Origin of the sequence: Amycolatopsis japonica, assembly GCF_000732925.1 — a bacterium.
GTDB lineage: Bacteria > Actinomycetota > Actinomycetes > Mycobacteriales > Pseudonocardiaceae > Amycolatopsis > Amycolatopsis japonica.
The window spans coordinates 2,139,941-2,154,088 of sequence record NZ_CP008953.1; the positions used below are offsets into that span (position 1 = coordinate 2,139,941).

At 63.1% G+C, this 14,148-nt stretch carries 6 protein-coding genes and 2 rRNA genes; 6 read left to right on the forward strand and 2 right to left on the reverse strand.

The features are described from left to right. Window positions 1-4: 4 nt before the first annotated feature. Both AJAP_RS44340 and AJAP_RS10445 read right to left on the reverse strand, forming a co-directional pair. Window positions 5-145 carry a hypothetical protein gene (locus AJAP_RS44340; protein ID WP_167551709.1) on the reverse strand — a complete coding sequence of 47 codons (141 nt, stop codon included), beginning with the start codon at window positions 143-145 and terminating at the stop codon, window positions 5-7. 69 nt (window positions 146-214) lie between these two features. Further along, the gene (locus AJAP_RS10445; protein WP_038510089.1) at window positions 215-616 is read right to left on the reverse strand and encodes a nitroreductase/quinone reductase family protein; all 402 of its coding nucleotides are present in this window, start codon (window positions 614-616) and stop codon (window positions 215-217) included. A gap of 131 nt (window positions 617-747) precedes the next feature. Between AJAP_RS10445 and AJAP_RS10450 the strand changes: the two genes are divergently transcribed. The 6 genes from AJAP_RS10450 to AJAP_RS10475 all read left to right on the forward strand — a co-directional run bounded on the left by AJAP_RS10450 (window position 748) and on the right by AJAP_RS10475 (window position 14,118). After that, window positions 748-1,833 carry a plasmid pRiA4b ORF-3 family protein gene (locus AJAP_RS10450; RefSeq protein WP_228694905.1) on the forward strand — a complete coding sequence of 362 codons (1,086 nt, stop codon included), beginning with the start codon at window positions 748-750 and terminating at the stop codon, window positions 1,831-1,833. A gap of 204 nt (window positions 1,834-2,037) precedes the next feature. Then, window positions 2,038-5,622, forward strand: coding sequence for a DNA polymerase III subunit alpha (dnaE, locus tag AJAP_RS10455; RefSeq protein WP_038510093.1), 3,585 nt, complete (start codon window positions 2,038-2,040; stop codon window positions 5,620-5,622). Continuing rightward, the gene (locus AJAP_RS10460) at window positions 5,622-7,094 is read left to right on the forward strand and encodes an MFS transporter (RefSeq protein ID WP_038510095.1); all 1,473 of its coding nucleotides are present in this window, start codon (window positions 5,622-5,624) and stop codon (window positions 7,092-7,094) included. The genes dnaE and AJAP_RS10460 overlap by 1 nt, the downstream gene beginning before the upstream one ends. A gap of 454 nt (window positions 7,095-7,548) precedes the next feature. After that, window positions 7,549-8,793 (forward strand): low temperature requirement protein A, encoded by a 1,245-nt coding sequence (locus AJAP_RS10465; protein ID WP_038510098.1) that lies wholly within the window; start codon window positions 7,549-7,551, stop codon window positions 8,791-8,793. Window positions 8,794-9,144: 351 nt separating this feature from the next. After that, window positions 9,145-10,661, forward strand: a 16S ribosomal RNA gene (locus AJAP_RS10470). Between the two features lie 321 nt (window positions 10,662-10,982). After that, window positions 10,983-14,118 (forward strand): 23S ribosomal RNA (locus AJAP_RS10475). The 16S and 23S rRNA genes sit together here, the layout of an rRNA operon. Window positions 14,119-14,148: the final 30 nt, after the last annotated feature.

Here is a 14,148-nt window from a genome sequence, read left to right on the forward strand (position 1 = left end):
GCGATCAGCCGAGCGCCTCGATCCAGCCTGCGAGGTCCTCGTCGAGGGTGTATCCGCCCGAGAATGGGAAGCCGTGCTGGGCACCTTCGTAGACGCGGAGTTCCGTGGTGACACCGGATTCCAGCGTTGAGGTGGCCAGCGTCACAGGGGTCACGTTGGTCGTGAGTGGCGTTTCGGGTTAGAACCCGAAACGCCACTCACGACCCACTGGACGTCATACGCGGCTGAGCGCGATCACCGGGAACGGCCGCGTGGTCTTCGACTGGTGCTCGGCCAGCCTCGGGAACGCCTTCGCCTGCTTCGCGAACAGACGGTCCCGCGCCGCTCCGGTGACCTCGATCGCGTGAGCGGCGAAGGCCTCTCCGTCCGCCTCGACGTCGACGGACGGCTCCGAGACCAGGTTGCGGTACCAGTCCGGATGCCCGGGCGCGCCCCCGTTGGCGGCGAAGACGATGTAGCGGTCGTCGTCGGCCAGGAACAGCATCGGCGTCACGTGCCGTCGCCCGGTGCGGGCACCGGTGGTGGTGAGCAGCAAGGTCGGGAGACCGTCGCCGTGGCGGCCGTTCGCGCGGAACTCCGCGATCACGCGCTCGTTCATGGCCTGCAGGTCGATCATCAACTCTCCGGGCGTTCGGTTGATCTTGGCGGCTGGTCAGTCTGCACATCCACGCCCAGGTCGGCAAGCATTTTCCGATCGGCGCAGCTCACGACCCCGAAACTGTCGGTGCCGATGGCGATACTCGTCCCGTGTCCCCCGTCAGCCGCGGCCGCAAGCCCGCCAAAAGACCGAAGCACCAGCGCTCCCATCCGACGCGTGCGCCCCTGGACGTGTCCAGGGTGGAGCGCTGGCCGAAGCTGCTCCACGGGCCGATCGAGCTGTCCGGCTGTGTCGTCCAGGGCCAGGCGGATCAGGACCTGGTGGTCCTGGCCGCCACACTGACCGCGGGCAAACGCACGGTGGGCGTCGAAGTGGTGGTGAACGGTCGCGAGGTCGACGTGATCGAGCTCCATCCCGTCCCCGAGGACGCCCTGGCGGTGCTCCGCAACGGCTTCGAGGTGGTCGAGGCACCGCTGACCCCCGAGGAGTTCCGAAGCCAGGTCGAAGCGGCGCTGAACGTCAAAGCGGACAGCGTCGCCTGGATTCGGGAGAGGATCCCCGACCTCTTGAAGGTGGGGCGAGATCCGAGGCCCGATCTGCCCGAGCGGGCGGCCCAGCTGCGCCGGTGGCTCGGCCTTCCCGGCTACGATCCGCTGCCGCGCACACCGTCGGCCGATCCGTTGCCGCTCGTCCTGCCCTCGCCCGGGCCGGCCACCGGGCTGTGGCTGGCGGTCGCCCTGGCCGAGCCGGACGACGCGATCTGGCGAAGGGTCGAAGTCCGCTCCGACGTCACCCTCGCCGGACTGCACCGGATCCTCGCGGCCGCGTTCGACCGTGACGAACGGGAGTATCACCGGTTCGAGACCCCGTACGGAGGCTTCAGCGTCGACGCGCAGAGCTGTGATGGCGATCGTTTCGACGACGAAGTGACACTCGGCCAGGTCGTCACCTCGCCAGGCCACCGGCTCGTCTACGAGGCGGAGAGCTGGAGGCACTGGATCCGCGTCGAGCGGCTGGTCGGCCTCCCCGAGGCGCCGAGCTGCCTCGGCGGCGAACGCGCCGCGCCTCCGCCGGAATGCGAGGACGAGCGGAGTTACGAGATGTTGCTGGAGGCACGGCGTGATCCGTACGACGAAGACAACGAAGACCTGATCGAGGAACTCGGCGGCCGCGGCTTCGATCCGGAGTGGTTCGACAGGGAGGTGATCAACGAACGCTTGGCCCGGCTGAGCTGACCCGGCGAGGCGGGCTTCGCGCCCATTCGGGTGGTGATCGCTCCGGCGAGGCAGCTGGATTTGATCTCGCCGAACGAGCAGACTCGGCAGCGCGCGAAGGCCGTCCAACCCCGTAGGGCGCCGTAGAACCTCGGCGCATAAGGTGGGAGGACCGGCCCGCGTCAAGCAGCCAGGGATCCGTCTGCCTAGGGGAGGTTTTCGCTGGTGTCGAACGATTCCTTCGTCCACCTGCATGTGCACACCGAGTACTCGATGCTCGACGGTGCGGCGAAGATCGCCCCCTTGTTCAAGGAGGCGGCGCGCCTGGGCATGCCCGCGGTCGGCATGACCGACCACGGCAACATGTACGGCGCGGACGAGTTCTACCAGCAGGCGGTCAAACACGACCTCAAGCCGATCATCGGCATCGAGGCCTACATCGCGCCGGAGAGCCGCTTCCACAAGAAGCCGGTCTTCTGGGGCCAGTCGAACCAGCGCGGCGCCGACGAGTTCGGTGAGGGCGGTGACGTCTCCGGTGGTGGTGCCTACACCCACATGACGATGCTCGCCGAGAATTCCACCGGCCTGCGCAACCTGTTCAAGCTCTCCTCCCTGGCGAGCATGCAGGGCTACTACCGCAAGCCCCGGATGGACCGTGAGCTGATCGCGGAGAACCACCACGGCATCATCGCGACCACCGGCTGCCCCTCGGGCGAGGTGCAGACGCGGCTCCGGCTGGGGCAGCGCACCGAGGCGATCCAGGCGGCGTCGGACTACAAGGACATCTTCGGCGCCGACAACTTCTTCCTCGAGCTGATGGACCACGGGCTGCCGATCGAGCGGTCGGTCCGTGAAGGCCTGCTCGAGGTCGGGAAGCTGCTCGACCTCAAACCGCTGGCCACCAACGACTCGCACTACGTCACCAAGGACCAGGCCGACACCCACTCCGCGCTGCTGTGCGTGCAGGCGGGCAAGACGCTGAACGACCCGAACCGCTTCAAGTTCGACGGTGACGGCTACTACCTGAAGTCGGCCGCCGACATGCGGGAGTACTGGGACAAGGAGGTCCCCGGCGCCGCCGACTCGACGCTGCTGATCGCCGAGCGCGTCGAGTCCTACAAGGACGTGTACACGCACAAGGACCGCCTGCCGTTCTTCGAGGTCCCCGAGGGCTACGACCAGGGCACCTGGCTGCGGGAAGAGGTCGCGCGCGGCCTCAAGTGGCGGTACCCGGACGGCGTGCCGGACCCGTACTACAACGAGCGCATCGAGATCGAGCTCGACGTCATCATCGGGAAGGGCTTCCCCGCCTACTTCCTCATCGTCGCCGACCTCATCAACTACGCCCGCAAGGTCGGCATCCGCGTCGGCCCCGGCCGTGGTTCCGCCGCCGGTTCGCTGGTCGCGTACGTCCTCGGTATCACCAACCTGGACCCGATCCCGCAGAAGCTGCTGTTCGAGCGGTTCCTGAACCCCGAGCGTGTCTCGATGCCCGATATCGACATCGACTTCGACGACCGCCGTCGCGGCGAGATGATCCGCTACGCCACCGAGAAGTACGGCGTCGACAAGGTCGCGCAGGTCATCACCTTCGGCACCATTAAGACCAAGGCGGCCATCAAGGACTCCGCCCGCGTCCACTTCGGCCAGCCGGGGTACGCGATCGCGGACCGGATCTCGAAGGCGCTCCCGCCGCCGATCATGGCGAAGGACATCCCGCTCTCGGGCATCGTCGACTCGAAGCACGAGCGCTACGGCGAAGCGGCCGAGGTTCGCGCCCTCGTCGAGACCGACGAAGAGTGCAAGACGATCTTCGAGACCGCCCGCGGCCTCGAAGGCCTGATCCGCAACGCCGGCGTCCACGCCTGTGCGGTCATCATGTCGTGCGACCCGCTGACCGACGCCATCCCGCTGTGGCAGCGTGACGACGGTTCGATCATCACCGGCTGGGACTACCCGTCGTGCGAGGCCATCGGCCTGCTGAAGATGGACTTCCTCGGCCTGCGGAACCTCACCGTCATCGGTGACGCGATCGACAACATCAAGACCAACCGCGGGATCGACATCGACCTCGACACCCTCGGCGTCGAAGACCCGGAGACGTACAAGCTGCTCTCCCGCGGTGACACGCTCGGCGTGTTCCAGCTGGACGGCGGGCCGATGCGTGACCTGCTCCGCCGGATGCAGCCGACGGTGTTCGACGACATCGTGGCGGTGGGCGCGCTGTACCGCCCCGGCCCGATGGGCATGAACGCGCACAACGACTACGCCGACCGCAAGAACGCGCGGCAAAAGGTCAAACCGATCCACCCCGAGCTCGAAGAGCCCCTGAAGGAGATCCTGGCCGACACCTACGGCCTGATCGTCTATCAGGAGCAGATCATGCACATCGGCCAGAAGGTGGCCGGGTACTCCATGGGCCGCGCGGACGTGCTCCGCCGCGCCATGGGTAAGAAGAAGGCGGAGGTCCTCGAGAAGGAGTTCGTCGGCTTCGAAGAGGGCATGAAGTCGAGCGAGCTGGTTCCCGGCGGATTCTCCTCGGAGGCGATCAAGGCGCTCTGGGACACGATCCTCCCGTTCGCCGGTTACGCGTTCAACAAGAGCCACGCGGCCGCGTACGGCCTGATCTCCTACTGGACCGCGTACCTCAAGGCGAACTTCACGCCGGAGTACATGGCCGCGCTGCTCACCTCGGTGGGTGACAACAAGGACAAGTCCGCGGTCTACCTCTCGGAGTGCCGCCGCCTCGGGATCAAGGTGCTCCCGCCGGACGTCAACGAGTCGGCGCTGAGGTTCGCGGCCGTCGGGGAGGACATCCGCTTCGGCATGGGTGCCGTCCGCAACGTCGGCGCGAACGTCGTCGAGTCGATCATCAAGACCCGCGAGGAGAAGGGGAAGTACTCCTCCTTCACCGATTTCCTCGACAAGTCGGAGCTGGTGGCCTGCAACAAGCGGGTCATCGAATCGCTGATCAAGGCGGGCGGGTTCGACTCGCTCGGCAACACGCGGCTTTCGATGATCCAGGTCCACGAGGACGCGGTCGAAGCCGTGGTCCCGCTCAAGCGCCAGGAGGCGATGGGCCAGTTCGACCTCTTCGGGTTCGGCGGGGACGACGACGCGGAAGCCGCGGCGTCCTCTTCACCGCTCGCGCATCTGAAGTTCGGCGAAGAGGAGTACCCGCGCAAGCAGCTCCTGGCCTACGAACGGGAGATGCTCGGCCTGTACGTCTCGGCGCATCCGCTGGACGGCGCCGAACGCATCCTGCGCAAACACGCGCCGAGGCCGATCGCCGCGATCCTCGCCGACCCGCCGAAGGAAGGTGAGCTGGTCGTCTCCGGGCTGATCACCTCGCTGGAACGCCGGGTCAACAAGAAGGGCGAGCCCTGGGCGATCTGCACCATCGAGGACATGGACGCCTCGCTCGAGGTGCTGTACTTCCCGAAGTCCTACGCGATGTTCTCCGCCGACCTCATCGAGGACAACGCGGTCCTGGTCAAGGGCCGGGTGAACTGGCGCGAGGACAAGATGTCCATCTTCGGCGGCGGTCTCGTGCCGCTCGACCTGTCCGAGGTCGGCAACGGCGACGACGATCTGCCGCTGGTCCTGCTGGCCGCGGCGGAGAAGATCGACCAGTCGGTGGTCAGCGAGCTGAAGCAGACCTTGCTGGCGCACAAGGGCGAGACCCCGGTGCACCTCAAGCTGGTCGGCAAGAACCAGACGGTCTTCGCGCTCTACGACTATCCGGTCAAGGTGACCTCGATGCTGATCGGTGAGCTCAAGGGCATCCCCGGGATCGCCGCCAGCACCTGATGACCACCTACGAACCCGATCCCCGGCGCTGGAAGGCGCTCGCCGTCTCCCTCGCCGCCGGGTTCATGGGGCTGCTCGACGTCAGCATCGTCAACACGGCACTGCCGTCGATCCAGAAGGACCTCGGCGCGTCGAGCGGCGGGATCCAGTGGGTGGTTTCGGGTTACGCGCTGGCCTTCGGGCTGGTGCTGGTGTCCGGCGGCAGGCTCGGCGACGCGCTCGGCCGTCGCCGCATGTTCCTGTTCGCGCTCGCCGCGTTCGTGCTGACCAGCACGTTCGCCGGCGCGGCGCCGAACGAGACGACGCTGATCATCGCGCGACTCCTGCAGGGTTTCGCCTCGGGCATGATGACGCCGCAGAACAGCGGGATGATCCAGGACCTGTTCCGCGGCGCCGAACGCGGCCGTGCGTTCGGCATGTTCGGCGCCACCGTAGGGATCTCGACCGCGGTCGGGCCGGTGCTCGGCGGCGTGATCCTCGCCGTCTTCGGTGACCCGGAAGGCTGGCGCTGGGTCTTCTACGTGAACGTGCCGATCGGGATCCTGGCGTTCGCGCTGGCCTTGAGATGGCTGCCGAAGGCCGAGGCCCCGGCGAGAAGCCTGCGGGGTGAGATCGACTTCGTCGGCATCATGCTGCTGGGTGTCGCCGTGCTCGGGGTGCTGCTTCCGTTGATCGAATCCGAACAGGGCGGGCTCGGCGGCCTGTGGTGGCTGTTCGTCGTCGCGGTCGTCTTCGGCTTCGCGTTCGTGCGCTGGGAACGCTCGATGGTGCGGCGTGGTCGTCCGCCGCTGCTCGACACCCGGCTGTTCACCAGCACCCCGGGATACGCCTCGGGTGCCGCCGTCGGCGCGCTGTACTTCAGCGGATTCACCGGGATGTGGCTGGTCTTCGCCATCTTCTTCCAGCAAGGACTCGGCTACACGCCACTGCAATCCGGGCTCGCCGTCACCTCCTTCGCCCTCGGCTCGGCCGTATCGGCGGCGATCGCGGGCAGGCTGGTGCCGAAGTGGGGCCGCAAGCTGACCGTCGCGGGACTGGTCATGGTCATCGCCGGGATGGTCACGGTCGCCGTCCTCGCCGGTCAGGATCCCGGAGCCGCGGCCGGCTGGTGGTTCGCGTTGCCGTTGCTCGTCGCCGGTGTCGGTGGCGGCATGGTCATCTCGCCCAACACCACGCTCACGCTGGAATGCGTCCCGACGTCGATGGCCGGAGTGGCCGGAGGAGCGTTGCAGACCGGGCAACGGATCGGCACCGCGATCGGCACCGTCGTGCTGGCCTCGGTCTTCCACGCGGTGCTCGGCGCGAACGGCGGCTATCCGTCGGCGCTGACCGCGGCGATGCTGTGCGCCGCCGCGTTGACGAGTTCGGCGCTCTTACTCGCCGTGATCGAACTCCGTGCGCGCAGGAAGCGACGCTCGCTCACTGAGCGGGAGGAAGCCGAGCGGGCTGCCGCCGACAGTCAACGCGGTTGAGTCTTCGCACGGGCCGACGACTACGTTCGGCAAGATCGGATGCTCCATCCGAGTGACGGAGGCAGTCATCCTCTGGTGCTACTCAGAGCAACCGGGTACACCTAACGGAGCCTTCACCGCTGTGACTCGGCTACCGACAGTGGTATTTCTGTCGATCGATCGGGGATGGATCGATCGGCCGGAGCGATCGTGGTGAGTCCGGAGTTCTCAGGAATGGACACCTACGGTCACGAGCCGGTGGACAGCCGTCGGCGTCCGCGGGGGACCGTTCGGCGGCGGCCGGCTCAGCACCACTGGCGAGCCGGGTCGCGGTGAGGCATTCGCGCGGGTGGGTCCGTGCCGGGTCGCCTGGGGAGGTGCACCCGGCCCGGACCCACCCGCCGCGCGTTTCTCCGCGTGTGTCATCCGCATCCGGCTGCGAAGATCTCCGCAGATCGAGATTGCGAGGAGCACGATGGCGGAGAGTTCTGTTCGGCGGAATCGGCTGCGGGTCTGGTACCGGCCGATGACCATGCGCGATTCCGGTGAAGGGCACCGGGTCGCGACCCCGCTGGAGCTGTTGTTCGACCTGTGTTTCGTGGTCGCCGTCGCGCAGGCCGCCGCCGGGCTGCACCACGCGATCGCCGAGAACCACATCGGGCACGGGGTGCTCAGCTTCGGGATGGTGTTCTTCGCGATCTGGTGGGGCTGGCTGAACTTCAGCTGGTTCGCGTCGTCGTTCGACACCGACGACGTCCTGTACCGGCTGGTGACGCTGGTGCAGATCGCGGGAGGACTGACCGTCGCCGCCGGTGTCTCGTCCGCCTTCGATGGTGACTTCAAGATCGTCGTCGCCGGTTACGTCTTGATGCGGCTCGCGATGGTCGTGCAGTGGCTGCGTGCCGCGCGGACCGATCCGGAATGCCGCCCGGCCGCGCTGCGGTACGCCATCGGCATCACGATCGTCCAGATCTTGTGGGTCGTCCGCCTCGGCCTCCCGGAGTCGCTGGCGCTGCCGTCGTTCTTCCTGCTTCTGCTGGCGGAACTCGCGGTCCCGGTGATCGCCGAACGCAAGCGCTGGACGGGCTGGCACCCGCATCACATCGCCGAGCGCTACGGCCTGTTCACGATCATCGTGCTGGGTGAATCCATCCTCGGCGCGACCACCGCGGTCAAGGAAGGGCTGGACGAGGGCGAGCACACCGGCAGCCTGATCTCGCTCGCCGCCGCCGGGCTCGTGCTGGTCTTCTCGTTGTGGTGGCTGTACTTCGACCAGCCGGGCCACGCCCGGCTGGAGAAGGCGAAGAGCCTGTTCACCGTCGCGAGCTGGGGCTACGGGCACTACCTGATCTTCGCCTCGGCGGCCGCACTCGGTGCCGGCCTCGAAGTGGCGGTCGACTACGACACCCACACCGGGCACGTCGCTTCCCTGCCCGCCGCCATGGCGACGACCGTGCCCGTCGCGATCTACCTGTTGAGTGTCTGGCTCATGCACATCGGGCCCACCAACGAATGCCGTCCGATCGCGATCGGCTTCCCGGTGACCGCGGTGCTCGTACTCGCCGCGTCCTTCACGCCGGCGCCCATCCACATCACCGCGGGGCTCGCCGCCGCCCTCGTCGTGCTGACCGTCGTCGCGACCCACGGCGAGCCGGTACCGGGGGAGAACCAGATCGACGCAGGTCAGAGCGTCGGCGCGAAAAAAGGGACCCCCCTGTAAACGCCGGTTTCGGGCCGTGTAATGTTCTCTTCGTCGCCAGGGAAACCGAGCGGCCGCCGGGAACACGAACCAAGCTCCCACCGGATGGTGGTAGAGTGGGTGGTCCCGAACCGGAGAGGTAACTCTACCCCCGCTGAAACGGCAGTTTCGAGCAGGTGCTAGGGTGTACTCCGAACAAAAGCCAAGAAATAACTGCTTCGGATAAGGCCGCTGTGATGGTGGTGCGATTCGGGGTGTGTTGCTTGAGAACTCAACAGTGTGCTAGTGAACTAAGCCAGTAGAGCTTATATTTGAACCTCGTTTGAGGTTCCTTTGAGAGCAAGTATTTATTTGCCTCGATCAAATTTGACATTGTTGGAGAGTTTGATCCTGGCTCAGGACGAACGCTGGCGGCGTGCTTAACACATGCAAGTCGAACGATGAAGCCTTTCGGGGTGGATTAGTGGCGAACGGGTGAGTAACACGTGGGCAATCTGCCCTGTACTTTGGGATAAGCCTGGGAAACTGGGTCTAATACCGGATATGACTCTTGGCCGCATGGTTGAGAGTGGAAAGCTCCGGCGGTACGGGATGAGCCCGCGGCCTATCAGCTTGTTGGTGGGGTAATGGCCTACCAAGGCGACGACGGGTAGCCGGCCTGAGAGGGTGACCGGCCACACTGGGACTGAGACACGGCCCAGACTCCTACGGGAGGCAGCAGTGGGGAATATTGCACAATGGGCGCAAGCCTGATGCAGCGACGCCGCGTGAGGGATGACGGCCTTCGGGTTGTAAACCTCTTTCGCCAGGGACGAAGCGCAAGTGACGGTACCTGGATAAGAAGCACCGGCTAACTACGTGCCAGCAGCCGCGGTAATACGTAGGGTGCGAGCGTTGTCCGGAATTATTGGGCGTAAAGAGCTCGTAGGCGGTTTGTCGCGTCGTTCGTGAAAACTCCACGCTTAACGTGGAGCGTGCGGGCGATACGGGCAGACTTGAGTTCGGTAGGGGAGACTGGAATTCCTGGTGTAGCGGTGAAATGCGCAGATATCAGGAGGAACACCGGTGGCGAAGGCGGGTCTCTGGGCCGATACTGACGCTGAGGAGCGAAAGCGTGGGGAGCGAACAGGATTAGATACCCTGGTAGTCCACGCTGTAAACGTTGGGCGCTAGGTGTGGGCGACATCCACGTTGTCCGTGCCGTAGCTAACGCATTAAGCGCCCCGCCTGGGGAGTACGGCCGCAAGGCTAAAACTCAAAGGAATTGACGGGGGCCCGCACAAGCGGCGGAGCATGTGGATTAATTCGATGCAACGCGAAGAACCTTACCTGGGCTTGACATGCGCCAGACATCCCTAGAGATAGGGCTTCCCTTGTGGTTGGTGTACAGGTGGTGCATGGCTGTCGTCAGCTCGTGTCGTGAGATGTTGGGTTAAGTCCCGCAACGAGCGCAACCCTTATCCTACGTTGCCAGCGCGTTATGGCGGGGACTCGTGGGAGACTGCCGGGGTCAACTCGGAGGAAGGTGGGGATGACGTCAAGTCATCATGCCCCTTATGTCCAGGGCTTCACACATGCTACAATGGCTGGTACAGAGGGCTGCGATACCGCGAGGTGGAGCGAATCCCTTAAAGCCGGTCTCAGTTCGGATCGCAGTCTGCAACTCGACTGCGTGAAGTCGGAGTCGCTAGTAATCGCAGATCAGCAACGCTGCGGTGAATACGTTCCCGGGCCTTGTACACACCGCCCGTCACGTCATGAAAGTCGGTAACACCCGAAGCCCATGGCCCAACTGCTTGCAGAGGGAGTGGTCGAAGGTGGGACTGGCGATTGGGACGAAGTCGTAACAAGGTAGCCGTACCGGAAGGTGCGGCTGGATCACCTCCTTTCTAAGGAGCAACACATCCACCCCGCCGGGATACCCGGACCAACGGTTGGTGGAGTGGCCGGCACTCAACACCCGAACGTGGTGTTGTGCTGGTTGCTCAAGGAATTGTGGAACTACTGGTTTATGCCGGTTCGCTTGATGCCCGCACGGGCTAGTACTGCTTCGTAAGGAGCGTGGAACGTGTGCTGCAGGGTCAAGGGGATTTCGGTGTTCATTGGCACGCTGTTGGGTCCTGAGGCAACACGCCGAGGGGCTAACCCCCCAGGTTGTTTGTTTCTGGTGTGGTGTTTGAGAACTGTAGAGTGGATGCGAGCATCTTTGTGGTCAAGTTGTTAAGGGCACATGGTGGATGTCTTGGCTTCAGGAGCCGATGAAGGACGTGGGAGGCTGCGATATGCCTCGGGGAGCTGTCAACCGAGCTGTGATCCGAGGATTTCCGAATGGGGAAACCCAGCACCAGTTATGTGGTGTTACCCGCATCTGAATATATAGGGTGTGTGGAGGGAACGCGGGGAAGTGAAACATCTCAGTACCCGTAGGAAGAGAAAACAACCGTGATTCCGTGAGTAGTGGCGAGCGAAAGCGGAAGAGGCTAAACCATGCACATGTCAAGCTGTCAGGCGTTGTGTGTGTGGTGTTGTGGGACCCGCCTTGGAGAGACTGACATTTCTTCGGGTTGATGTGCTGGTTAGTGGAACGCCTTGGGATGGGCGACCGGAGTGGGTGAGAGTCCCGTACGCGAAAACCAGTTTCTGAGACCTTGGTGGTGTTCCCGAGTAGCAGCGAGCTCGTGGAATTTGCTGTGAATCTGCCGGGACCACCCGGTAAGCCTAAATACTTCCTGAAGACCGATAGCGGACTAGTACCGTGAGGGAAAGATGAAAAGTACCCCGGGAGGGGAGTGAAAGAGTACCTGAAACCGTGTGCCTACAAGCCGTCAGAGCCCGAGCACATCTTTGTGATGTTGAGGTGATGGCGTGCCTTTTGAAGAATGAGCCTGCGAGTTAGTGCTGCGTGGCGAGGTTAACCCGTGTGGGGTAGCCGTAGCGAAAGCGAGTCTGAATAGGGCGATTGAGTCGCGTGGTCTAGACCCGAAGCGGAGTGATCTACCCATGGCCAGGCTGAAGCGTCGGTAAGACGACGTGGAGGGCCGAACCCACTTAGGTTGAAAACTGAGGGGATGAGCTGTGGGTAGGGGTGAAAGGCCAATCAAACTCCGTGATAGCTGGTTCTCCCCGAAATGCATTTAGGTGCAGCGTCACATGTTTCACCACGGGGGTAGAGCTACTGGATGGTCTAGGGGCCTTACCGGGTTACCGAAATCAACCAAACTCCGAATACCGTGGTGTGAGAGTGTGGCAGTGAGACGGCGGGGGATAAGCTTCGTCGTCGAGAGGGAAACAGCCCAGAACACCAGCTAAGGCCCCTAAGTGTGTGCTCAGTGGGAAAGGATGTGGGATTGCCCAGACAACCAGGAGGTTGGCTTAGAAGCAGCCACCCTTGAAAGAGTGCGTAATAGCTCACTGGTCAAGTGGTCCTGCGCCGACAATGTAGCGGGGCTTAAGCACACCGCCGAAGCTGTGTCATTCATACATATACATCCATCACCTCCTTGAGAGTGTGATGCAGTGGTATGGATGGGTAGGGGAGCGTCCTGCATCCAGGGAAGCGGCGGCGGAAGCCAGTCGTGGAGGGTGTGGGAGTGAGAATGCAGGCATGAGTAGCGAATGCAGAGTGAGAAACTCTGCCGCCGGATGACCAAGGGTTCCTGGGCCAGGCTAATCCGCCCAGGGTAAGTCGGGACCTAAGGCGAGGCCGACAGGCGTAGTCGATGGATAACGGGTTGATATTCCCGTACCCGAGCACGTGCGCCCAGGATGAGGCGGTTGATACTAACCACCCAAAGCCTCGTGTTGAAGCCTTCGGGTGGATACGCGAGTGTGGAGCGTGGGATCTGATTCCGTAGTAGTCGAGTGATGGGGTGACGCAGGAAGGTAGCTCCGCCAGTGAGTGGTAGTACTGGTGTAAGCGTGTAGACCGAATGGTAGGCAAATCCGCCATTCATATAGGTTGAGACGTGATGCGTAGCCGATTGAGGTGAAGTAGAGTGATCCTATGCTGCCGAGAAAAGCCTCTAGCGAGTGCGTGCACGGCCCGTACCCCAAACCAACACAGGTGGTCAGGTAGAGAATACTAAGGCGATCGGGTGAACTGTGGTTAAGGAACTCGGCAAAATGCCCCCGTAACTTCGGGAGAAGGGGGGCCAAACACTCTGAAGCCCTTCGCGGGCTAGGGGTGGGTGGCCGCAGAGACCAGCGGAAAGCGACTGTTTACTAAAAACACAGGTCCATGCGAAGTCGCAAGACGATGTATATGGACTGACGCCTGCCCGGTGCTGGAACGTTAAGAGGACCGGTTAACCTTTCGGGGTGAAGCTGAGAATTTAAGCGCCAGTAAACGGCGGTGGTAACTATAACCATCCTAAGGTAGCGAAATTCCTTGTCGGGTAAGTTCCGACCTGCACGAATGGCGTAACGACTTTCCGGCTGTCTCAACCACAGGCCCGGCGAAATTGCACTACGAGTAAAGATGCTCGTTACGCGCGGCAGGACGGAAAGACCCCGGGACCTTTACTATAGTTTGGTATTGGTTTTCGGTTCGGCTTGTGTAGGATAGGTGGGAGACTGTGAAGCTGGCACGCTAGTGTTGGTGGAGTCGTTGTTGAAATACCACTCTGGTCGGATTGGGAATCTGAACCTCGGACCATGATCTGGTTCAGGGACAGTGCCTGATGGGTAGTTTAACTGGGGCGGTTGCCTCCTAAAGAGTAACGGAGGCGCCCAAAGGTTCCCTCAGCCTGGTTGGCAATCAGGTGTTGAGTGCAAGTGCACAAGGGAGCTTGACTGTGAGACAGACATGTCGAGCAGGGACGAAAGTCGGGACTAGTGATCCGGCACCACCTGGTGGAAGGGGTGTCGCTCAACGGATAAAAGGTACCCCGGGGATAACAGGCTGATCTTGCCCAAGAGTCCATATCGACGGCATGGTTTGGCACCTCGATGTCGGCTCGTCGCATCCTGGGGCCGGAGTAGGTCCCAAGGGTTGGGCTGTTCGCCCATTAAAGCGGCACGCGAGCTGGGTTTAGAACGTCGTGAGACAGTTCGGTCCCTATCCGCCGCGCGCGTAGGATACTTGAGGAAGGCTGTCCCTAGTACGAGAGGACCGGGACGGACGAACCTCTGGTATGCCAGTTGTCACGCCAGTGGCATGGCTGGTTGGCCACGTTCGGAAGGGATAACCGCTGAAGGCATCTAAGCGGGAAGCCTGTTCCAAGATGAGGTATCCCACCCCTTGTGGGTTAAGGCCCCCAACAGACCATTGGGTTGATAGGCCAGAAATGGAAGCACAGTAATGTGTTGTCGAGTTGACTGGTACTAATAGGCCGAGGACTTGCCCACAAAGATGTTACGCATCCACTCTACAGCTCT